We start from the raw sequence: 20,816 nt of genomic DNA, 5'->3' as shown, positions 1-20,816 counted from the left end.
AACAGCAGCAAGCCGGACCAGCCAACGAAGACGAAGCGATCGCGTTTCAGCCAGTCGTCGAGGGCGTCGAACCACCCCCGCTCTGCCTGCGCGCGTCCCATTGCTATGGTCATAGCGCAAATCTCCAAAGATTAAGTTATGAGTACTTAAAGAAAGTACTTTACTAACAAATCAACAGTTCCTATCTAAAAAATGAAAGCAGCAACGTTGAAATGTGAGTAGAGTTTACTTTTCTTTACTATGCATTTCATTATATGAGTAACTTTTTGAAATTTCATCCCCCTGTTGCTGAGAGCTGATCCCCATTTTTCTTAAATCCGGACTCTATTCATCCCGGATGGCCCAGAATCTGGCCTCTAAGAAAATCTGGGCAAAAGCTGTAATTGCCCTGATACCTCACCTAATCCGGAATCTGTCTATAGTTGAGATACTGAAGTCAACTTTCCATTAAATTCTGAATTACATGTTCATCATCGATTTGATTCTGAAAAACACACCCCTAACGCTGTCCATCCAGCGCAAGTCAAGCGAGGATGCTGAGACTACTTACCGACAGGTGCTGGACGCAATTAAATCTGGGAGTGGTCAAGTGCTGGAATTGTCTTGCGATCGTCAGCCAGATAAAAAGATTGCTGTGCTCAGCAGCGAAATCTCCGGTGTCCAGATTTCGGAAAAATCCGGTGCAGGTTCGGGTAAAACCCCTGGTTTCTTTGCGATCGCTGAATGAACGCAGCTACTCAGCCCGAAACAACGGATGCAGCCGTAGTTGTTGAGCAGCTCGTCTTCAAATGGCCGAAAGGGGATACGGTGCTACAAGGTTGCTCGCTAGCAGTACCTGAAGGCGAATTTTGGATGCTTTTGGGTACCAATGGCAGTGGAAAATCGACCTTGCTGAGATTGCTGGCAGGTCTACTCAGCCCTCAGTCAGGCGAGATTCGCACCGCGCAACCTGTGGGTTTTGTGTTTCAAAATCCTGACCATCAGTTGGTAATGCCAACGGTTGGAGCTGATGTTGCCTTCGGCTTAGTAGAAGAAAGGCTTTCGCCGATGCAGGTGCGTCAACGGGTGGAAGAGGCCTTGACCGCAGTTAATTTGTTGGCGTTCCAGCGCCGCCCCATCTATGCCTTGAGTGGTGGACAAAAACAAAGGGTTGCCATTGCAGGCGCGATCGCCCGGCATTGTGAAGTATTGCTACTCGACGAACCAACGGCATTACTCGATCCAGATAGTCAACTGGATTTAGTCATTCAAGTGCAACGCTTGGTCAAAAGTCGAGGGTTAACCGCTTTGTGGGTGACGCATCGTCTAGATGAATTAAATTATTGTGATGGTGCCTTTCTGCTGGACCAAGGCAGCGTGATTGATGCGGGTGAGCCAGAGCGCCTCAAGCAGCGTCTGATGCAAATTCAGGAAGTTGCCTCTGAAAGTAACCGAGTCAGCAATTAGTTTTGCTGGTCAAATATGAATCAATAGTCAGCGGCGATAGGAGTGATTCTGTCGCCGTTTTTGCAACAGAACGCAACAAAAAATGCCATGATTGGCAGTACGGACTATATAGTTATGCAAACCTAAAACTTTTTTCAACAATGCCCCGCTCTTTGCTACAGGCTGTTTTATTAGTGGATGGCTACAACGTAGTCGGAACTTGGCCTGAGCTGAAACAAGCGCGTGATTGTGATGGCTTAGAGGCGGCCAGATGGAAACTGATTGAAGCTTTAACGAACTACAGCGCTTTTCAAGGCTACGACACCCAAGTTGTCTTCGACGCTCAATATCGCGATACCGCCAGTAACTGCGAAATTGTCACCCAAAATTTATCTGTTCACTACACAGATTTTGGTCAGACGGCAGATACTTTTATCGAAAGAGCTTGTGCCTTGTTTCGTCATGATATTCGTAAATTTCATAGTCGACTGATTGTAGCGACTTCTGATCGGGCTCAACAGTTGACAGTGGTTGGGTATGGAGCCGAATGGATGTCGTCGCAACAGTTAGCTTTTGAGGTGGAGACGGCTGCCCGTCGCATCCATCGCAAGCAACGTAACACTCAGCGATCGCCTCAGCGGTTTTTGGCTAATTCCCTCGATCCCGCTGCTCAACAGCGTTTGGCAGAGCTACGCATGGGTGTGAAACCGAAAAAATTCAGAAAATACTAAATTTCCCCAAAAAAAGTTTTCAAAAGGGGTTGCAAAGACAGGACGAGTCTGGTTATTATAGGTTTCGCGCGCTGAAACGTTCCTCAGTAGCTCAGTGGTAGAGCGGTCGGCTGTTAACCGATTGGTCGCAGGTTCGAGTCCTGCCTGGGGAGTTTAATCAAAGATAGGATCTACATTAGGTGAGACCTGAGCCTGACAAAGATTGGTCTAAGTTCTGGTGGTTAGAGCCGGATGTTACCTTTCTGAATCATGGAGCCTTTGGGGCTTGCCCAAAACCAGTCCTAGAAGTCCAACAGCAATTTCGCTTGCGCTTGGAGCAACAGCCGCTGCGGTTCCTGGCTCAAGATCTAGAAGGTTTACTGGATTCGGTTCGGCAGGTATTAGCTGAGTTTGTTGGCGCAGACCCATTAGATCTGGTGTTTGTGTCGAACGCTACGACAGGCATCAACACAGTTTTGCGATCGCTTCATTTCACGCCTGACGATGAGCTGCTAACGACAAACCACGAGTACAATGCTTGCCGCAATGCCTTAGATTTTGTCGCCGCTCGTTCTGGCGCTCAGGTAGTAGTGGCGGAAATTCCTTTGCCTATCCAATCACCGCAGCAAGTGATTGAAGCAGTTGTTGCTAAGATTTCGCCTAAAACCCGGCTAGCGCTACTAGATCATGTGACCAGTCAAACAGGCTTGGTGATGCCGATTCAGGCGTTAGTCAGAGAATTGAGCCAACGGGGGATCGATACTCTCATAGACGGGGCGCATGCGCCAGGAACCATACCACTGAGTTTGCCTACGATTGGGGCTACGTACTATACCGGGAATTGCCACAAATGGTTGTGTGCGCCCAAGGGAGCCGCTTTTCTCTATGTACAGCGCGATCGCCAAGCCCAAATTCGTCCTTTGACTATCAGCCACGGAGCCAACTCTCCCCGCACCGATCGATCGCGGTTTCGTTTGGAATTTGACTGGCCTGGTACCTACGATCCGAGTGCCTATCTGTCTGTACCCACAGCGATCGAATTCCTGGGGGGATTGCTGCCTGGAGGATGGCCAGAATTGATGGCGCGAAATCGTGCCAAGGCTCTAGCAGCTAGAAAGGTTTTGTGTGAAGCCCTAAACGTCTCGCCCCCATGCCCCGATGAAATGATTGCGGCTTTAGCTGTGGTGCCGCTACCGGATGGCTCTTACCAGGCGTTGCAAACCTCTCTCCTTAACCAATACGGCATCGAAGTGCCCATTGTGCCTTGGCCTGGGGGACAAAAGCGCTTAGTCCGGGTAGCCGCGCAGATTTACAACACAGTGTCGCAATATGAATATTTGGCTCAGGCGCTAGTAAAGTTGCTAGCAGCAGAAGCAGGATAAAAGGACAGCAGCCTTTGGCAAAGGAAAAGTTTAAGAAATAGGTTCTTCGGGCAACTGCAATACGCGACCTCGCCAGGTCCAGCCCCAGCCTGTTTCGGTCTTAATAATTGAGCCAATGGCGATCGCGGCCACTAAAGCACCGCCCACCCCGCTGAGCCACCAATACTGGGTCGAGCTGCCCGAGACTTGGCTACCAATGCGCCGTAACTGATACTGGAGCGCAATAATGATGAGGGCTAAACCAATATCTACATAAGGGAGCCAAGTGTAGGGGGCACTCCAGGCTTGGTAAAGGGCGGTCGCGAGTCCTAGCCAGGGTAGTGAGTAAACCACTAGAACAATCAAAGCCAGATACAGCATCAACCCAACGCTACGGTGCGCTCCTAAATACAAATTCTTGGTCCAGCCTTCCCACAAAGCTGCCCAAGAGCGATACATCCGCACTTTGACGATATTGGTACCAATCACATATTGCAGCTTTAGCCCACTTCGTTTGGTCAGTCGAGCCAGCTCCACATCCTCAACGATTTGATTTGCCACTGCTCGATGGCCACCAAGCTGCTCGTAAGCCGTACGACGAAACAACATGAATGGCCCCGCTGCAAATGCTGCTGTCGCGGCTGGATCGTTGACCTCAGCGAAGTTAAAAGCAGCAATGAGTTGGTTAAACATTAAGGGTTGCACCAGCCATTCTGCTAAGCAACCACAGATTAAACCAGGACCACAACTTAACAAGTCAGTCTGCTCTTGAACCGCGGCTTGGAGGGCTGTCTCGATGCCGTTTGGCTGCAAGCGAGTATCAGCATCAATGAATAATAAAAAGTCTCCGCTTGCCTGCTCAACGCCTTGAGTGCAAGCCCAGTTTTTGCCAGCCCACACTTCCCCATTTGGCCGAGGCTGCCCCACTAAAACTTTAAGCCGGGGATCACCCAGACTTAGTTGTAGAGATTGAGCGATCGCAAGCGTATTATCGGAAGATTGGTCATCCACTACCCACAGTTCAAATTGCTCTGGGGTCATCTGAGTGCTGTTTAGCACTGCTGTAACGCAGTCCTGGATGTTTTCTGCCTCGTTATAGGCTGGAATAATCACCGAGAGGCGCGGTAGTTGCTCAGTAGCGATCGTGTCGGTTGATAGAACTGAGAGCTTTGGCGCAGCCTCAACTGATTGCCGAAATTTCGATGAAAAAAGAATAATTCCTACCAAAGATAGGAGTAGCAGCGCTGACAATATCAATGTTTTACCTACTTAAAAGGCGCTCACCTATCATTTCATCTTAGTTATCGCGAATTTAAGGAAAATTTAGGATTAAGCCGCGCCGAGCTGAGATATGCAGCTAAAGTGCGAAATTCACTCTAAAAATAATTGTTGAGAAGAACTTACATCATCCTTTAGGAAGGATTTAGAATCCTTGCTTATAATCTGTACAGGAATCTTCGCATTCCTCAAGTGGTTCGTATGGAACCTTAAAAAATTACTGTAGAGAAGACTTCTTAATGATGCCCCGGATACTTGTTATTGATGACGATCCTGCGATTTCAGAGCTAGTGGCAGTCAACCTAGAAATGGCTGGGTATGACGTCAGCCAAGCGCCGGATGGCATTAAAGGTCAAGCTATAGCTCTGCAATTGCAGCCAGATTTAATCATGCTGGACCTGATGCTGCCTAAGGTAGACGGGTTTACAGTGTGTCAGCGGTTGCGCCGAGATGAACGCACTGCTGATATTCCAGTGCTGATGCTGACTGCTTTGAGCCAAACTCAGGACAAGGTAGAGGGCTTTAATGCAGGGGCCGATGATTACCTGACGAAGCCATTTGAGCTGGAAGAAATGCTGGCAAGGGTGCGGGCCTTGCTCCGTCGGACCGATCGCATTCCCCAAGCTGCTAAGCACAGTGAGATTCTTAACTATGGCCCTCTTACCCTTGTACCGGAGCGGTTTGAAGCGATTTGGTTTGACCACACCGTCAAGTTAACCCATCTAGAATTTGAACTATTACATTGTTTGTTGCAGCGGCACGGGCAGACGGTTTCTCCCAGCGAAATCCTCAAGGAAGTTTGGGGCTATGACCCAGATGATGACATTGAAACGATTCGGGTGCATGTGAGACACCTGAGAACCAAGCTGGAACCCGACCCTCGGCATCCGCGCTATATCAAAACTGTCTATGGTGCAGGCTATTGCTTAGAGCTACCCGGTAATGAAAAGTCAGAAAATTCAGAGGAACTGTTGGTCGAGTAATTCCCCTCAGTTCTAAAAATTATTCTGCCACTGATAACAGCTCAGCCTGCGATCGCTTCTCTTCACTCGTTGAATGCAGGCTAGTTGTTTTTTGGCGCGATCGCTCAAACTTGACCTTTAATTGTGTGCCTCTCTAAAACTCCCACACATGATTGAGATCGTTTAAAGATGCGCGAACAGAAGTTAAGTTAGCCAAATCTTTGAAGGGACAAGATTTCGCAATCTCGACAATTGAGGATAAGGCGATCGCTAACTGCTCATTATTTTGGTTGGCGATCGCTTGATCTACAACCTCGAACAAAGAACGAAAATTTTCTACTCGTTCATCAAAGGAGCGATCGAGATAAGCCATAAGCAAATCGCGTTGAGCATTGATTTTAGCGATCGTTGCTTTCTCGTTAGCTTCAATTTCTCTGCGTTTAGTTCTCTCCTCTTCGGTAATTTGAGTGCATTCAGCATAGGCCGATAGGATTTGCTGCAAATATTCAGCAGGACTAATGATTTGTGTAAACATCTCTGGCACCGTTCGATTTAAGGATATACTTACTGATTTCTTAAGTTGCAGTACTTGGCTTGAATGCTAATGCTGCTAGGGTTTAAGTGCCCCTGGCTATCTAAGACGGGTGTCTTCATAATTTCCACAAGTGCTCTTATCAGCAGTGCAACTTGCTGGAATTTATGGGCATCCCTAGCCGTGTTAAATAATTTGTAAGATTCAAGCTCGTTGAGACCTAAAACAGCTTGATCGTTTAAAGTGCAGACTAACTTGCTTAGCTCATTAATGCGTTGATTTACCTGTCCCATAAATGCTTTTGCAGCATGAATTTTAGCAATAGCAGCATTGGCTTCAGCTTCATACTCTCTGGCTTTGGTTAAAGCCTTTTCTCCTTCACCAGCAAGTACAAAACCGCCAATTAATACGGCTGGGCCAACGGTAATACCTCCTAAAACCATAGAACCTAAAGCCATTCCACCGCCTCCGGCAGCTAGTGACCCGCCACCTAGCCAAGCCAAAGTCGCGTTCCAAGCGGCAGCTCCACTTAGGCTACCTATGAGAGTTCCAGTGCTGGCCACACCTACAGAGGTAGCTAATCCCATCGCACCTCCATAACCAGCGGCAGCGGCTCCGACTGCCTTTGCACCGCCCTGAAAAAATTGTTGAGCTTCTAAAGCTGCGGTTTTATACTCTTCAATTTGCTGAACAGAAATTTCTAATCCTTCCAAAAATTCTTTATTAGCTTGGGATGCTTGTTGACCACTACGTTCAATAAAGGCGACAAAACGGCCAATCGTTCGCATCATTACATCAAGTTGAAGCTGCCCATACTCTTCCGCAAGCTTATTAGTGGCTTCTCCGTCCTGTTTTAACTGTTCAACTGCAAACTTGTGACGTTTTTGAGCCTTCTCCTCGATTTTACTGGCCTCGCTCATATTGCTAACGCCTTCAGTACCCTTCAAAGCTCCATAAGCCGCACTCCCTAATGCAACAGCGCCGAGGATAAGGGGAATCATGCTAAGTTCTCCAGAAAGTAAATAAATGCTTTGGTTAGACTGCCCTTGATGAGTAGGACTCTAGCCTGCAAATGATGAGGACGTAGTGAATGAGTTGTGAGGATTTCAAGAGCAATAAAAAACGATCGCCCGACTTTTTAGTCAAGCGATCGCGATTGGAGTAATTGCGAATTGAGAAACTTAGTGCTAAATCAGTTAGGGAGCGAGGGCGTTACCGCGCAGCAAGCTACCAATCGTTTTAGCCGTGATTTTGAGTTGTACCAAGGGATTGGCAGGCACCACAGTTTTGTAGAGGTAGCTGTCGAATGTGAGCTTCTGCACATCCATGTCGGCGCACATTTCTACAAACGCTTCACGGGTCGCATCTGAGCGATAGAAGACAGATTGTAAAATGTCCAACACCTTATAGGTGAGGCCGTACATTTTATCCCAACGCTTGATGTACACCTTCAAATCAGCTTCGGTGGGAATTCGCTGACCCTGGTTAGAAAATTCCACAATGGCTTCAGCGCACATCCGAGCGGACTTCGCCGCGAAGTAAATCCCTTCACCCGAAGACTTGGTGACAGTACCCGCAGCATCGCCGACCAGAGCCACACGACCGACGACCCGACGAGGTCTGGGGTGCTCAGGAATGGGGTGAGCTTCTACCTTGATGATTTCGCCACCTTCGAGACGCTTAGCAGCACGGGCGCGAATCCCTGCTTGCAGCTTCTTGATGTCAGCTTTGTTCACGTGCATTGTGCCCGTGCCCACCGCTACGTGGTCGTATTTGGGGAAAACCCAAGCGTAGAAATCGGTAGAAACGTCGTCACCGACATACATTTCTGCGAGGTCTTGGTAGTAAGCCATTTTGTCTTCCGGCAAGCGAATCCGCTCTTGGAAGGCGATCGCATAGTTGTAGTCCCCTGCGTCAATGGCTTTGGCAATCCGGGAGTTGGCCCCATCTGCCCCGACGACCAAGTCAACTTGCAAAGTCTTAGCAGTGCCTTCTAAGCTGCCATCCGAGTGGTCAGCATAGTGCAGCGTGTAAGGGTCCTTGTTGTTGCTGGGAATCTCAAGTTTATGAACAGTGCCATTAATTAGCTTCGCGCCTAGCTTTTCAGCGCGATCGCGCATGAAACCATCGAGGACTTCCCGACGGCACATGCCAATGTATTCGCCTTCCTTAAGCGTGCTGCCAATGCTGACCTCAACGTTGGACGGTGAGATCATTTTCATTTTTCTCACCTGCCGATCAATGATGTTGAGAGGCAGGTCAAATTCCTCCACCATGCAGAGGGGAATGGCTCCACCGCAGGGTTTAGCGTTATCTAATTTGCGCTCGAATAAATAAGTTTCGATACCAGCTTTTGCTAATGTCTCAGCAGCGGAAGAACCTGCTGGACCGCCTCCAACAACAGCAACCCTTAGTGCCAAAGGTCTTTCTCCCAATCTCTTCTACGGCTACAAGAGGAGATGGTATCACGGACTTTTTCTCTCCAGCAGACTCAACAGAAGAGATATGACTGAAATGCAACAGACCTTAATATACCGACATGTATTTGGGTGGTTTGACTCATGCCCCGAAGCGCTTTTGCAAAACCTTAGTTCGTAACAGACTTATCTGTAATCTGCGGAATTCAAGTACAGAATTTAAGTGAATTAGATACAGTTCGTGGTATAAAACTACAGTAATCTCATCGGTGAACCGGGATTTTAAGCGCGACTCATCGCTGATCCTGTCGCTTTCACCCTTCCTAGGTCAGTAGCAATGGGCATTGTAGTCGAAAACGTATCTAAGCAGTTCGGTAGCTTTCAAGCGGTAGATCAGGTGAGCTTGGAAGTAAAAACTGGCTCATTGGTGGCTTTGCTGGGGCCATCAGGGTCAGGCAAGTCCACACTACTGCGCTTGATAGCAGGGTTAGAAACGCCAGACAGCGGAAAAATTTTGCTGACGGGTAGAGACGCGACCTATCAAAGTGTCCAAGACCGCAATATTGGCTTCGTGTTTCAGCACTATGCCTTGTTCAAGCATCTGACCGTCCGGAAAAATATTGCTTTCTCTTTAGAGATTCGCAAAACTCCCAAGTCAAAGATTACAAATCGGGTGGAAGAACTGCTAGACCTAGTTCAACTCAGAGGGCTAGGCGATCGCTATCCATCTCAACTCTCTGGGGGCCAACGGCAGCGGGTTGCTTTAGCAAGGGCGTTAGCAGTGGAGCCGCAAGTGCTACTGCTAGATGAACCTTTTGGGGCGCTAGATGCCAAGGTACGGAAAGATTTACGAGCTTGGCTGCGGCGACTGCATGATGAAGTGCATGTGACGACAGTATTTGTTACTCATGACCAAGAAGAGGCGATGGAAGTCTCAGATGAGATTGTGGTGATGAATAAGGGCCGTGTTGAGCAAATGGGCTCACCCGCCGAGATTTACGATCATCCTGCTAGCGCCTTTGTCATGAGTTTTATTGGTCCAGTCAATGTGCTGCCCAGTAGTTCTCGGATTTTCCAAGACAATGGTTTCGACTCAGCTCACCCAGAAGTATTCCTGCGGCCTCAGGATGTGCTGATTGAAACGTCCCCGAATGGCGTGACGGCAGCTGCCAGAGTCAGTCGCTTAATTCACCTGGGTTGGGAAGTTCAAGCTGAGCTGACCTTGGATGATGGTCAAGTGGTGACGGCGCACCTAACACGAGAGCGCTTCAATGAATTGAACCTGGAACCTGAGCAGCGGGTCTACGTGAAGCCTAAGGAAGCAAAATCGTTCCCCATTTACTACTCCATCTAGATTTTGCGGTTGTAAGGCTTTGAGTTTGCACAAATAGTTGCCCGAGTGATTGCCTAAGTAATTGCTCTGGCCTGAGCTTAAGTTCAATCAGTCAAGCTATCCGAAACTTTCCTGATTCACTGTGGCGATCGCGAAGGGATGCAGTGGTGGTCCTCAGTACCTCACCTGATGGTCCTACTTTCGGCTTTAATCTAAGAGGGCTAATAGTGATTGCTACTAGAGAGTGGCAGTGCTAGGGTGCCTATCCTACGCCTCATAACTTGGAATCGTACGCTATGAACTGGTTGAGTTTGTCCGTCCAGCAGTGGCGATCGCTGGGCAAGTTTTTGGGTCTGTTCAGTTTGTGTTGCTTTCTCGCCATCAGTTGTGCTTCTCGACAAGCCACTCAGCCAACTGGTTCTCCTGCGGCCAATAGCACTGGCAATCGTATCGTTTTAGGGACGACTGCCAAAGTGCGGACCCTCGACCCAGCCGATGCTTACGATATTTGGGCGGGCAATTTACTCTACAACCTAGGCGATCGCCTCTACACCTATGAAGCGGGCACAACCAACCTGAAGCCGCAACTGGCAACTGCCCTGCCTCAGGTGAGTGAAGATGGCCTGACCTACAAAATTCCTTTGCGGCAAGGCGTGGTTTTCCACGATGGCACCCCTTTTAACGCCGAAGCGATGGCTTTCTCGCTGCGTCGCTTTATTGAGAATGGGGGACAGCCTTCCTTTTTGCTTAGTGACACGGTGGAGTCAGTCACAGCCACAGGAGAAAGTGAGTTAACCATTCAACTGAAGAAGCCCTTTGCTGCTTTTCCCAATTTGTTGGCCTTCTCAGGGACGGTGGCTGTATCCCCAAAAGCTTACGAGGTTGGCCAAGGCAAATTTAAGCCGGCCACTTTTATTGGGACTGGACCTTATAAATTGGCTCAGTACGGCACCGATTCTTTGAAGCTGGATGTATTTGACCAGTATTGGGGTGAAAAGCCTGCGAATCAAGGCGTAGATATCCAGAATCTTTCGAGTCCAGCCAATTTATATAACGCCTTTCAGACAGGATCCGTGGATGTTGCCTACCAAAACCTGGACTTAGATCAGGTCCGGAGTTTGCAACAGGGGGCACAGCGATCGGGTTGGCAGGTGATTGAAGGCCGAGGGGATGGCATTTACTACCTAACTTTGAACTTGCAAGATAAACCGCTGGATCAAGCCTTGGTCAGACAAGCGATCGCCGCCCTAATTGATCGCCCGCTTCTGCAACAACGGGTGTTTCAAGGGCAGGTAGAGCCGCTTTACAGTTTGATTCCTACCACCTTAGATTCCTACAGCCCTGTGTTTCAACAGGCTTATGGAGATGGCAATATTGCAAAAGTTCAGGAGTTGTTGACAAAGGCAGGGTACTCCAAAGACAAGCCGCTGCAACTAGAACTTTGGTATCGTTCTAACCTGACCAGCAATGAGTTGGTTGCTACCACCCTCAAGGCTTTAGCTGCCCAAAAACTGGGTGGAGCCATGACGATTGACCTAAAAAGTGTAGAGTCGGCGACTGCTTACCAAAACTTGGATAAAGGCGCTTATCCGATGTTTATTTTGGACTGGGCCCCTGACTTTTTGGATGCAGATAACTATATTCAGCCCTTTTTAGCTTGTGCTAAAGGCTCAGAAACCACAGGTTGCCAAGAGGGTGCTAGTAAAGGTCAAGGCTCTTTCTACTACAGCGATCGCATCAATCAACTAATTGACCAAGAGCGCCAAGAACGAAATCCCCAGGCCCGCCAAAAAATCTTTGGAGAAATTCAAGAGCTTTTGGTGAAGGACGTACCCTTTATTCCCCTTTGGCAAAATAAAGAGTACCTATTTGTTCAAAAAGGCATCTCAGGAGCCCGTCTAGAAGCAACCCAAAAAGTTCCGTTTAGCTCCCTTAAAAAAGGATAATTCCGTTAGTTAATTGTTTTACCCTAGTTCAAGCTACTAGCAAGACTAATGGATTGGATACAAACCAAATTCGTCGCGAATTGAGTTTGTTAACAATTGAGATGCTAGTAGCTTGCCTGCTCGCTTGGTACTACGCAGGAAAAAGCTATCAGAATTGTGAGCTTTTCTAGGGTTGTTGGGATCGCTTAGATTTTTCTGATAATAAATGTTTTCTCCATTGAAGACATTGTAGATTGCTCCAGAAAACGGCAGAGGGTCAATAGGCATATTTCTTTTTTTCATGGATTTCTCTACATTTCTATGCCCAATCCAGTAGGCTTGATCTTTAATCTCTCCAGAAAACTTTGATGGCTTATAGGCACTGTATTTAATAATATTTGAAGTGCCACATTTAAGATGGAAGCTACTGCGATTTCGATAGATTAATCGGCTCCCATTTTCATACTCGTAACCTTGATTGATAAACCATCCGTTAGCTTGAGGATTCTGGCTCACAAAAGCTGCCAAGTGTTTGCTCACACAATCATCAGCATCTACAAGCATGGTGTGTGAAGGGTCAAATTTCTCGGCGAAGGTCAACCCAAATGAAACCTTTTGTAGCTTATCTCGAAGTTTGTCATCCAAAACATCCAATCTGGGTGGATCAAAGCTTACTGGCACATATTCAATGCTACTATGGCTAAACTTAATGTCAGGGATCTCATGGCAAGCAATCACCACTTTGAAGTTAGGTGATGTTTGGTTGCAGATTGATTTTATACATCTTTCAAAAAGCTGAGAAACTCTTTCCCACGAATTAGAAACGCTTGAACTTTTGAGAGGAACAACAAAAACAAGCATAAGAACTTAGTTTTCTAAGTGGCATCTCTTAAAACCAGCACCCGGTGTCAGCTTTCTGCTTGTTAACTGTAATTTTTAGGCAGCGATACTGATTATTAAAGAGCAAACCATTTAAAAAGTTTAGTTGCCCTTGTTACATTCTCGATTTATGTTCAGTATCAACCCACAAAACTCTGGTACTTAGTACTAAATCTCTATGTCTCGCTCGAAAGCGCTGCAATATTACGTTGTTGCTCGTTTGTTTTTAGCTCCTTTGATGCTCTGGACCATCACTACAGTTGTGTTTCTGTTGCTACGGGCTACTCCTGGTGATGCCGTAGATGTGATTTTGGGGCCAAGAGCACCAGAGGCCGCAAAAGTAGCCTTACGGCAACAGTTAGGGTTGGATTTGCCTCTTTGGCAGCAGTATCTCAACTACTTGGGCGATTTGCTACGTCTAGATCTGGGCACTTCGTTAACTGTCCGAGGCCAATCGGTATGGGAAATCATTCAAGCTTATTTCCCCGCCACGGTGGAGTTAGCGGTCTTTAGCATGGCGATCGCGTTGCTAGTTGGCGTCAGCGTTGGCATTCTCTCAGCTTCCAAGCCAGATACTGTGTTTGATGCGGGTGGGCGGTTGTTCGGCATCATTACTTATTCGGTGCCCCTGTTCTGGGCAGGCATGTTGTTGCAACTTATTTTTGCAGTGCAACTCCGTTGGTTTCCGATTGGGAGCCGTTTTCCAATCACGGTACCAGTACCACAAGGGCCAACTGGGCTCTACACGGTGGACAGTCTTCTCAGTGGCAACCTCGCGCAGTTTGGAGTTGCGCTTTACTATCTCACTTTGCCTTGCCTCACCTTAGGAATTTTACTCAGTGGCATTTTTGAGCGGATGGTGCGAGTGAATCTCAAGCAAACCCTGAAGGCGGATTATGTAGAAGCTGCCAGAGCTAGGGGGATTTCTGAAGGCAAAGTTTTGTGGTCGCATGCCCTCAAAAATGCCTTGATTCCTGTGATTACAGTCTTAGGATTGACTCTCGCCGCGATGCTAGGGGGTGCCATTTTGACAGAAGTGACGTTCTCTTGGCCAGGGTTAGCCAACCGCTTGTACGAGGCGATCAATCAGCGAGATTATCCTACAGTGCAAGGCATTGTGGTATTTTTTGCGGCGATCGTTGTCTTGGCTAGTATCGCGATCGATCTCTTAAATGCCTATGTTGATCCTCGGATTCGCTACTAGGGTTCGTCTGAGTTAAGAATCTCCCTCAAATGGCTGAACTAAGTCGAATTAGATTTACAACTGAAGTAGGTAGAAACATCATTCTGCCAGGCCGAGATCGCAGTAATTTCACCCTTGCAGCTCGTCCTGTTGCAGGAGGCAAGAGTTTGGCAGTTAAGCGAGATTAGATATAGAGCCAAGCGTTCCTTGGAGGCAAGGAATATGAAACGAGAACTGTTAGCAGCCACTGCATTATTGACAACTTTGTGGATGGCTATGCCAGCCCAAGCTGAAGACCCTGACCATGTTAAGCAACTCCTAAGCACCAAAGTTTGCAGTGGGTGTAATCTCACGGGTGCTGACTTGAGAGGCGCCAATTTGACAGGTGCTCATCTACTAGGCGCTGACCTAAGAGGTGCAAACTTACAAGGGGCATTGCTGAACCGTGCCAATTTGGAAGGGTCTGACCTCACAGGCGCTAATTTGCAAGGAGCTAACTTGGCAGGAGCCTTTGCTAGTGATGCTGTCTTTGACCAAGCCAATTTGAATCTCGCGAACCTTGCCAGTGCTCAGCTCCATCACGCCAACATGCAAGGTGCCACGATTAATGGAGCCAACTTAGCTGGTACGCAGCTCTTTGGCACCAACCTCAACATTGGTGGTGAATAAGGCGAACCTCAATCAGGTTAGTCGTTTGCCAACCCTAGTTCCTCATGCCTTAGCCTTACGGATTCGTTTGTGATTCAGGTTGAGGCTGATTAGCTAGCTCGATTTGCTTAGTGAAATAATCTTGCTGGTGGTTAAGTTGCTGAGCTAGGGTGAGACCTTGCTGGAAGGCCGCAACTGCTTGGGCGTATTCTTTACGAGCTGTGTGAATTTGGCCCAACTTGTCGTAAGCATTCATTCTGCCGTAGACATTGTAGGACTGGGCTTCTACATCTACTAAAAACCCATAGATACGTAGGGCTTTGTCTAGCTCATTTTGCGCTTGGTAAAGTTCGCCCAAACGTTTCAAAGCTTCGCTGGCATGAGCGAATTGTTGTAGGGATTGGGCTAGAAGATAAGTGGCTTGATAGTTTTCTATGGCTTGATTAAGTTGCCCTAGAGCTTGATAATTGGCAGCGATCGCCAGCTTTAATCTGGGTACTTGAGTGGCATCTTGAGCTTGGTAAAGATTAATCAGTTCTTGCTGAACAGCGATCGCGGGCTCTGGTTGTTTGCCTTGTTCGTAGATGTAGGCAAGCTGTTGGAGTAGGCTAGTTTCAGTCAAGGTTCGGCTAGGAGTGGCTCCTGGGAGGGTTCCTCGATTGCGAACCAAAGTCAGGAGTTGTTGATAGGTAGTAGCTGCATTGTTGTAGGAAAACCAGTTGACGTGAAGCTGACCAATAGTATCGAGGGTACTAGCTTCTGCCGCTAAGTCTTGCTGCTGGTGCACGATCGCCAAAGTTTGTTCGTACACAGCCACGGCTAAATCTTTCGCTCGCAGCTGCTGATAAGCTTGCCCCAGCGATCGCAAAAGTTCCAAGTTATTAGAAGATTGAGCTTGCTGTTGAATGGCTTGCAGTCGCTCAGAAATTTGTCTGACATCGGTGGTGCGGTTCTCTTCCCAAGCTATGCTACCCACTCGGTTCAACGCTGCTACTTCTTCCAATAAACCCAACGCTCGTCGCAGGCGTAACTCTCGGTACCAGATTTCAAAAGCGCTTTCTAGTTGTCCTGAGCGGAATTGCGCAGTGGCTTGAGCGTTAAGTTCATCCAAGGCTGTCCTTAGGGTTTGCTGCTCCTGAGGCGTAAGGGGGCGATCGCTCGTGGCTGTGGGTAACAAAGGATCGGCAAGTTTCAGTTCCAAAGGATTCGGCGGAAATTCATCAGGCTGGGTCGCTTTCTTGGCGGCGACACTGGGGGCATAGCTACTCAGACCAAGCACAATTAGAGCTGCAATGATGCTGCCACGCTGCAATAGTTGTGGCGATCGCAGCCATACAGTAAGGCTGGCTAACCGCTTGAGGAAACTGAAGGGTAAAGTCATGGCTGAATTGTGTTGCCGCATCCTAAGTTAAAGCACGCATCTATATAAAGAGCAGAATCTAATTTTGGCCTGAAAGTTTCAGCTTTGGCACTTGATTCAATCTGGAGACAGCTAAATTTAGCGTGGTTAAATTCAGCTATCTTTAGGTAAACTGTAGGAATTTTTAACAAAACGCCTTAAAGTTCTGGGATGGCATGGGATAATGGGCACTTATTCGTGCTACAGGTCATGCCATTTCCTAAAGAGTTGAAATCCTTGACAGCATAATTGCTGAGGACTACGACTAAAAGACCTGGATAGACAATCCACGAATCCAGATATAGTTACCACCCGTAAAGGTAGTTGTCAGCGCTCTAGGACGGGTGCTTGACTTAAACACTGAGAATTTTGGTTGCACACATACAAGCGTGGCGAGTGAGGATAGCGTGAAGATTTTGATTGTTGGCAATGGGGGGCGTGAGCATGCCTTAGCCTGGAAGCTCTTGCAATCTGACCGAGTGAAGCAGATTGTTTGTGTTCCCGGAAATGGTGGTACTGCGACCTTAAATCGTTGTCAAAATCTGCCCTTGCAAGTAGAGGACTTTGCGGGGATGGCTCGCTTTGCGCTAGTTCATAATATTTCTCTGGTGGTAGTGGGTCCTGAACTGCCCTTATCTTTAGGAATTACAGATTACCTACGGCAGCAAAATATAAAGGTATTTGGGCCGACTCAGGCAGGAGCCCAAATTGAATCGAGTAAAGCTTGGGCCAAAGATTTGATGGCCGAGGCAGGCATTCCAACCGCACAGGCGACTGTCTTTACGGAAGCAGAACCTGCCCAGGCCTATGTGGCGGCTCAAGGTGCCCCGATTGTGGTCAAGGCGGATGGTTTGGCAGCAGGGAAAGGAGTCACAGTAGCCATGACTGTTGAGGAGGCTCAAGCCGCGATCGCCGCAGCCTTTGATGGTCAGTTTGGCGCGGCGGGTCATCGCGTCGTGATTGAAGAATTTATGACAGGGCAAGAAGTCTCTGTGTTGGCCTTAACCGATGGCTTGACGATTCGGCCCTTGCTCCCGGCGCAAGACCACAAGCGCATTGGCGATGGTGACACTGGAGCGAATACCGGAGGCATGGGAGCCTACGCTCCAGCGCCAATTATGACTCCAGAATTGATGCGCCGAGTTCAGCAAGAAGTTTTGGAGCCCGTGATCGCCACTCTGCGGCAACGAGGCATTGACTACCGAGGTGTGCTCTATGCAGGGCTGATGATTACCCCTGAGGGCGAACCTAAGGTGGTGGAATTTAATTGCCGCTTTGGTGATCCAGAAACTCAAACGATTCTGCCACTGTTAGAAACTCCCCTAGAAGATCTGCTGATGGCTTGTGCCCAGCAACGCCTGCGAGAGATGCCTCCGATCGCTTGGAAATCCGGTGCTTCGGCCTGTGTCGTGATGGCGGCGGGGGGTTATCCAGGTACCTATCAGAAAGGCCAAGTAATTACTGGAATGGATGATGCCGAGAGCATCGGAGCCGTGGTCTTCCATGCAGGTACCCAACTCAAGCACCAAAAAATCTTGAGTGATGGGGGTCGGGTCTTGGGTGTGACGGCGATTGGGGACACCTTTGATCAAGCGATCGCGAATGCCTACGAAGCGGTAGAGCGGATTCAATTTGAAGGAGCTTACTACCGTCGCGATATTGGGCATCGGGTCCGCACAGCTAGCTCTTCACTGAGCTGATAATTTTCCCAATTTCAGTCTGAGAAATCTAGCTAGAGGGCAGAGCTATCTTGAGAAACAGATCTCCTCAAGGAACATGTATAAAATATAGGTACTTGAGCGCTTTTATTAGAACTGTAGCTGTGAAGACAGGAGGTTCTGGGAAGCCTTAAAGAGTGCTACTGTCCTCGTTGCGTAGATTAACCTTGCTAGCGCTTTGTAAAACGATTAGAGAAGTCTTGGCTCGCTGGTGGTCTGAGTTCACGCTTCAGACCAAACTGATGGCGGCTGCTACCTTGGTGGTGTCACTGATTATGAGTGGCCTCACCTTCTGGGCAGTGAATACCATTCAGCAAGATGCCCGGTTGAATGATACTCGCTTTGGTCGGGATTTAGGGCTATTACTGGCAGCCAACGTTGCGCCTCTAATTGCAGACGATAACCGGACAGAGCTGGCTCGCTTCACTCATCGCTTCTACAGCAGCACTTCTAGCATTCGCTACATGCTCTATGCCGACGAGGATGGCAATATCTTCTTTGGCATTCCTTTTTCTGAATCGGAAGTGCAGAATTCGCTGACCATTCGGCGACGCATTCAGTTACCCGATAACTATGCTGAACACTCGGAACTTCCAATGGTGCGTCAACACCTCACCCCTGACGGGGAAGTGACCGATGTCTTTGTGCCGCTGTTGCATGAAGGCAAATATCTGGGAGTTTTAGCGATCGGCATTAACCCTAACCCAACCGTAGTGGTTTCTTCCAATCTGACTCGCGATGTGACGATCGCGGTCTTTGTCTCGATTTGGGTCATGGTGATTTTGGGAGCGGTTTTTAATGCCCTCACCATTACAAAACCCATTAAAGAATTGCTAGTGGGTGTCAAAAATATTGCAGCTGGCAACTTTAGGCAGCGAATTGATTTGCCTCTAGGCGGGGAGCTGGGTGAATTAATTCTCAGCTTCAACGACATGGCAGAGCGCTTAGAGCGCTATGAAGAACAGAATATTGAGGAGCTGACAGCCGAAAAAGCGAAACTGGAAACCCTGGTTTCAACCATTGCCGATGGCGCGGTTCTGCTCGATTCCAGTATGCATGTCGTCCTAGTGAACCCTACAGCTCGGCGCATTTTTGGTTGGGACGGCAAAAATTTGATTGGGGCCAATGTGCTGCACCATTTACCAGCGTCGGTGCAAGTCGAGTTAAATCGGCCTTTGTATCAGTTGACGGCAGGCGATCGCGAAGGAGCAGAATTCCGCATTACCCTACTTGAGCCAACTAGCCGTACCGTTCGGATTTTGCTTACGACTGTCTTTGATCAATATCGTGAGACTGTCAAAGGGGTAGCGATCACGGTTCAAGACATTACCCGTGAAGTGGAGCTGAATGAAGCTAAGAGCCAGTTCATCAGCAACGTTTCTCACGAATTGAGAACCCCCCTATTCAACATCAAATCGTTTATTGAAACCTTGCATGAGTACGGAGAAGAACTCACCGAAGAAGAACGCTGCGAGTTCTTAGAAACGGCTAATCGGGAAACCGATCGCCTGACTCGTTTAGTCAACGATGTGTTGGATTTATCGCGTCTAGAATCTTGTAAACGCTATCACTTCGAGGCTGTAGATGTCAGTCAACCCATTGAGCAGACGCTACGAACTTATCAGCTCAATGCTAGAGACAAAGGCATCGAACTCAGCCACGAAATTGAACCAGACTTGCCAGCAGTTGTGGGTAACTACGATTTACTGCTGCAAGTGTTTGCCAATCTAGTCGGTAATGCCCTGAAGTTTACTGAGTCTGGGGGCAAAGTCGCGATTCGAGCTTATGTGCTTCAGTCGCAGTTCCGGTTAAAATCAGTTGCCTTACAAAACCAACCTCGGACTGTTCGGATTGAAATATCTGATACGGGAATTGGCATTGATCAAGAAGATCAAGCGGCAATTTTCGACCGTTTCTTCCGGGTTGAAAACCGAGTTCACACTCTAGAAGGGACAGGTTTAGGGCTTTCGATTGTGCGAAATATTATTGAAAAACACTACAGCGCCGTACATTTGGTGAGTGAAGTCGGGGTGGGGACGACCTTCTGGTTTGACTTAGCTGTTTTTCAAGAAGCAGCCTCGTTACTTGAAAGCTTACCGGCGATGGACCACGCGACTGATGCAAATGTGGCATCTGTACCGGCGACTCTACCTTAAACTCCGTCCTGGGGCTACGATAAGCGTGCTGTCTGTAGTAAACGTGAATTCAATCTTGAATCACCTACAACGACAGAAGTAAGCTAACCACCACTAAACCAACGAGTGCTAACCAGCCAGCATTGCGCTTGATCCAAGTTTTGAGCTGACTGAGGCCAGAGGTTTGATTGGTGTAGCTTTTACTTGAGCTGAGAGTGGCATAGCTTTGGGCGCGATCTTGATAGAGTGTGCACTCTTTCGCGTAAGGTCGTTGAGGAAAATTGCAAGTGTCATCGTCGTGATAAGTGCAAGTGTCACATAAATAAGTAGCTTCATCAGCTCGATATAACGGAATCCCAGGATGTCCGTGAGCTTTCAACGCCAGGTGGCATTCAGGACAGGTGATAGCTTGTGAACTAACAGTTTGATGACAGCGGGGGCATTCAGGCATTAGAGCAGAGAACGTTCGGGTCTTCTTCGTATGCTAGCCTAAGCCCTACAGCGCCTTGAGGGAATTCGAAGGAGATCGTCTCTTATGACTGCGGAAATTTCCGTACCTGATACTCCCCCGCTTCAATGATGGGGTAGCTGCCAGCTAGTTGTTGGGCGAATTGCTGCTCTATGGCTGCTAAGCGATCGCTAGGCACAGATTTCCAAGCCTCTCTACTAGCCCAGCGGATCACCAAAATAACTTCTGTAGAGTTATCTGGATTAATCCAAACTTCCTTGCCTAAAAACCCAGGATACTCAGAGAGAAACGCAGTCCAAATTTCGGCATCTTTTTGGATGTACTGCTCTCGCATTTCAGGAGCAACCTTGATTTTGAGCCACTCGATCACCATAAACAAGCCAGTCTAATGTTTCCTATAGAGTAATTTAATCAATTTAAGTCGTCGTTGATGGCCACAAAG

At 48.1% G+C, this 20,816-nt stretch carries 19 protein-coding genes, 1 tRNA gene and 1 pseudogene; 12 read left to right on the top strand and 9 right to left on the bottom strand.

Annotated features, from left to right (window positions below; genetic code table 11):
* Nucleotides 1–113: pseudogene (locus NDA01_RS20670) on the bottom strand (photosystem II D2 protein (photosystem q(a) protein)); the annotation flags it as partial.
* A gap of 350 nt (nucleotides 114–463) precedes the next feature.
* Between NDA01_RS20670 and NDA01_RS20665 the strand changes: the two are divergent.
* From NDA01_RS20665 to NDA01_RS20645, 5 genes are all read left to right on the top strand, one after another.
* Nucleotides 464–727 (top strand): UPF0367 protein family, encoded by a 264-nt coding sequence (locus NDA01_RS20665; protein WP_190437869.1) that lies wholly within the window; start codon nucleotides 464–466, stop codon nucleotides 725–727.
* On the top strand, nucleotides 724–1,446 hold the full coding sequence (locus tag NDA01_RS20660; protein WP_190437872.1) for an energy-coupling factor ABC transporter ATP-binding protein: 723 nt from the start codon (nucleotides 724–726) through the stop codon (nucleotides 1,444–1,446). Before NDA01_RS20665 ends, NDA01_RS20660 begins: the two co-directional genes overlap by 4 nt.
* A gap of 140 nt (nucleotides 1,447–1,586) precedes the next feature.
* Nucleotides 1,587–2,156: an NYN domain-containing protein gene (locus NDA01_RS20655; protein WP_190437874.1), complete on the top strand. Its 570-nt coding sequence runs from the start codon at nucleotides 1,587–1,589 to the stop codon at nucleotides 2,154–2,156.
* A gap of 80 nt (nucleotides 2,157–2,236) precedes the next feature.
* Nucleotides 2,237–2,308: transfer RNA gene (locus NDA01_RS20650), tRNA-Asn, on the top strand.
* A gap of 27 nt (nucleotides 2,309–2,335) precedes the next feature.
* Nucleotides 2,336–3,517, top strand: coding sequence for an aminotransferase class V-fold PLP-dependent enzyme (locus tag NDA01_RS20645; protein ID WP_348229431.1), 1,182 nt, complete (start codon nucleotides 2,336–2,338; stop codon nucleotides 3,515–3,517).
* Nucleotides 3,518–3,547: 30 nt separating this feature from the next.
* Here the strand turns inward: NDA01_RS20645 and NDA01_RS20640 are convergent, their stop codons facing one another.
* Entirely contained in the window at nucleotides 3,548–4,747 is a 1,200-nt protein-coding gene (locus NDA01_RS20640; protein ID WP_348229430.1) for a glycosyltransferase family 2 protein, read from the bottom strand.
* A gap of 269 nt (nucleotides 4,748–5,016) precedes the next feature.
* Between NDA01_RS20640 and NDA01_RS20635 the strand changes: the two genes are divergently transcribed.
* A complete protein-coding gene (locus tag NDA01_RS20635; RefSeq protein WP_190438593.1) occupies nucleotides 5,017–5,757 on the top strand; it encodes a response regulator transcription factor in 741 nt (246 codons plus the stop codon).
* A 133-nt stretch (nucleotides 5,758–5,890) separates the two neighbouring features.
* Here NDA01_RS20635 and NDA01_RS20630 read toward each other — a convergent pair whose 3' ends face one another.
* The 3 genes from NDA01_RS20630 to chlP form a co-directional block, all read right to left on the bottom strand.
* Nucleotides 5,891–6,271 carry a hypothetical protein gene (locus tag NDA01_RS20630; protein ID WP_348229429.1) on the bottom strand — a complete coding sequence of 127 codons (381 nt, stop codon included), beginning with the start codon at nucleotides 6,269–6,271 and terminating at the stop codon, nucleotides 5,891–5,893.
* Nucleotides 6,272–6,300: 29 nt separating this feature from the next.
* Nucleotides 6,301–7,269, bottom strand: coding sequence for a hypothetical protein (locus NDA01_RS20625; RefSeq protein ID WP_348229428.1), 969 nt, complete (start codon nucleotides 7,267–7,269; stop codon nucleotides 6,301–6,303).
* A 195-nt stretch (nucleotides 7,270–7,464) separates the two neighbouring features.
* The gene (gene chlP, locus NDA01_RS20620) at nucleotides 7,465–8,688 is read right to left on the bottom strand and encodes a geranylgeranyl reductase (RefSeq protein ID WP_190437885.1); all 1,224 of its coding nucleotides are present in this window, start codon (nucleotides 8,686–8,688) and stop codon (nucleotides 7,465–7,467) included.
* A gap of 334 nt (nucleotides 8,689–9,022) precedes the next feature.
* On the opposite strand from chlP, the gene NDA01_RS20615 reads away from it, so the two are divergent.
* Both NDA01_RS20615 and NDA01_RS20610 read left to right on the top strand, forming a co-directional pair.
* Nucleotides 9,023–10,039, top strand: coding sequence for a sulfate/molybdate ABC transporter ATP-binding protein (locus NDA01_RS20615; protein ID WP_190437888.1), 1,017 nt, complete (start codon nucleotides 9,023–9,025; stop codon nucleotides 10,037–10,039).
* Nucleotides 10,040–10,314: 275 nt separating this feature from the next.
* Nucleotides 10,315–11,964 (top strand): ABC transporter substrate-binding protein, encoded by a 1,650-nt coding sequence (locus tag NDA01_RS20610; RefSeq protein ID WP_348229427.1) that lies wholly within the window; start codon nucleotides 10,315–10,317, stop codon nucleotides 11,962–11,964.
* A 45-nt stretch (nucleotides 11,965–12,009) separates the two neighbouring features.
* Here NDA01_RS20610 and NDA01_RS20605 read toward each other — a convergent pair whose 3' ends face one another.
* Nucleotides 12,010–12,804 carry a glycosyltransferase family 2 protein gene (locus NDA01_RS20605; RefSeq protein ID WP_348229426.1) on the bottom strand — a complete coding sequence of 265 codons (795 nt, stop codon included), beginning with the start codon at nucleotides 12,802–12,804 and terminating at the stop codon, nucleotides 12,010–12,012.
* Between the two features lie 196 nt (nucleotides 12,805–13,000).
* Between NDA01_RS20605 and NDA01_RS20600 the strand changes: the two genes are divergently transcribed.
* Complete coding sequence (locus tag NDA01_RS20600) at nucleotides 13,001–14,026, top strand: ABC transporter permease (protein WP_190437895.1); 1,026 nt, start codon at nucleotides 13,001–13,003, stop codon at nucleotides 14,024–14,026.
* Nucleotides 14,027–14,227: 201 nt separating this feature from the next.
* Complete coding sequence (locus NDA01_RS20595; RefSeq protein WP_190437897.1) at nucleotides 14,228–14,674, top strand: pentapeptide repeat-containing protein; 447 nt, start codon at nucleotides 14,228–14,230, stop codon at nucleotides 14,672–14,674.
* A gap of 55 nt (nucleotides 14,675–14,729) precedes the next feature.
* On the opposite strand, the gene NDA01_RS20590 is transcribed toward NDA01_RS20595, so the two are convergent.
* Nucleotides 14,730–16,034 carry a tetratricopeptide repeat protein gene (locus NDA01_RS20590; protein WP_348229425.1) on the bottom strand — a complete coding sequence of 435 codons (1,305 nt, stop codon included), beginning with the start codon at nucleotides 16,032–16,034 and terminating at the stop codon, nucleotides 14,730–14,732.
* A 425-nt stretch (nucleotides 16,035–16,459) separates the two neighbouring features.
* Here NDA01_RS20590 and purD point away from each other — a divergent pair, with 425 nt between their 5' ends.
* Both purD and nblS read left to right on the top strand, forming a co-directional pair.
* The gene (gene purD / locus NDA01_RS20585) at nucleotides 16,460–17,752 is read left to right on the top strand and encodes a phosphoribosylamine--glycine ligase (RefSeq protein ID WP_348229424.1); all 1,293 of its coding nucleotides are present in this window, start codon (nucleotides 16,460–16,462) and stop codon (nucleotides 17,750–17,752) included.
* A 170-nt stretch (nucleotides 17,753–17,922) separates the two neighbouring features.
* A complete protein-coding gene (nblS, locus tag NDA01_RS20580; RefSeq protein WP_431193475.1) occupies nucleotides 17,923–19,926 on the top strand; it encodes a two-component system sensor histidine kinase NblS in 2,004 nt (667 codons plus the stop codon).
* 64 nt (nucleotides 19,927–19,990) lie between these two features.
* Here the strand turns inward: nblS and NDA01_RS20575 are convergent, their stop codons facing one another.
* Nucleotides 19,991–20,356 carry a zinc ribbon domain-containing protein gene (locus tag NDA01_RS20575; RefSeq protein WP_348229423.1) on the bottom strand — a complete coding sequence of 122 codons (366 nt, stop codon included), beginning with the start codon at nucleotides 20,354–20,356 and terminating at the stop codon, nucleotides 19,991–19,993.
* An 82-nt stretch (nucleotides 20,357–20,438) separates the two neighbouring features.
* Complete coding sequence (locus NDA01_RS20570) at nucleotides 20,439–20,747, bottom strand: TIGR03792 family protein (protein ID WP_190437902.1); 309 nt, start codon at nucleotides 20,745–20,747, stop codon at nucleotides 20,439–20,441.
* Nucleotides 20,748–20,816: the final 69 nt, after the last annotated feature.

Source organism: Trichocoleus desertorum AS-A10 (assembly GCF_039962155.1).
Taxonomy (GTDB): Bacteria; Cyanobacteriota; Cyanobacteriia; order FACHB-46; family FACHB-46; genus Trichocoleus.
This window is presented reverse-complemented; position numbering and strand designations above follow the sequence as displayed.

Bases quoted from the DNA above. Each gene is read 5' to 3' on its own strand.
- NDA01_RS20575 (WP_348229423.1), bottom strand. From the start codon at position 20,356: ATGCCTGAATGCCCCCGCTGTCATCAAACTGTTAGTTCACAAGCTATC.
- NDA01_RS20570 (WP_190437902.1), bottom strand. From the start codon at position 20,747: ATGGTGATCGAGTGGCTCAAAATCAAGGTTGCTCCTGAAATGCGAGAG.
- NDA01_RS20610 (WP_348229427.1), top strand. From the start codon at position 10,315: ATGAACTGGTTGAGTTTGTCCGTCCAGCAGTGGCGATCGCTGGGCAAG.
- NDA01_RS20600 (WP_190437895.1), top strand. From the start codon at position 13,001: ATGTCTCGCTCGAAAGCGCTGCAATATTACGTTGTTGCTCGTTTGTTT.
- NDA01_RS20655 (WP_190437874.1), top strand. From the start codon at position 1,587: ATGCCCCGCTCTTTGCTACAGGCTGTTTTATTAGTGGATGGCTACAAC.
- NDA01_RS20660 (WP_190437872.1), top strand. From the start codon at position 724: ATGAACGCAGCTACTCAGCCCGAAACAACGGATGCAGCCGTAGTTGTT.
- NDA01_RS20625 (WP_348229428.1), bottom strand. From the start codon at position 7,269: ATGATTCCCCTTATCCTCGGCGCTGTTGCATTAGGGAGTGCGGCTTAT.
- NDA01_RS20595 (WP_190437897.1), top strand. From the start codon at position 14,228: ATGAAACGAGAACTGTTAGCAGCCACTGCATTATTGACAACTTTGTGG.
- NDA01_RS20615 (WP_190437888.1), top strand. From the start codon at position 9,023: ATGGGCATTGTAGTCGAAAACGTATCTAAGCAGTTCGGTAGCTTTCAA.
- NDA01_RS20630 (WP_348229429.1), bottom strand. From the start codon at position 6,271: ATGTTTACACAAATCATTAGTCCTGCTGAATATTTGCAGCAAATCCTA.
- NDA01_RS20635 (WP_190438593.1), top strand. From the start codon at position 5,017: ATGCCCCGGATACTTGTTATTGATGACGATCCTGCGATTTCAGAGCTA.
- NDA01_RS20605 (WP_348229426.1), bottom strand. From the start codon at position 12,804: ATGCTTGTTTTTGTTGTTCCTCTCAAAAGTTCAAGCGTTTCTAATTCG.
- NDA01_RS20665 (WP_190437869.1), top strand. From the start codon at position 464: ATGTTCATCATCGATTTGATTCTGAAAAACACACCCCTAACGCTGTCC.
- NDA01_RS20590 (WP_348229425.1), bottom strand. From the start codon at position 16,034: ATGACTTTACCCTTCAGTTTCCTCAAGCGGTTAGCCAGCCTTACTGTA.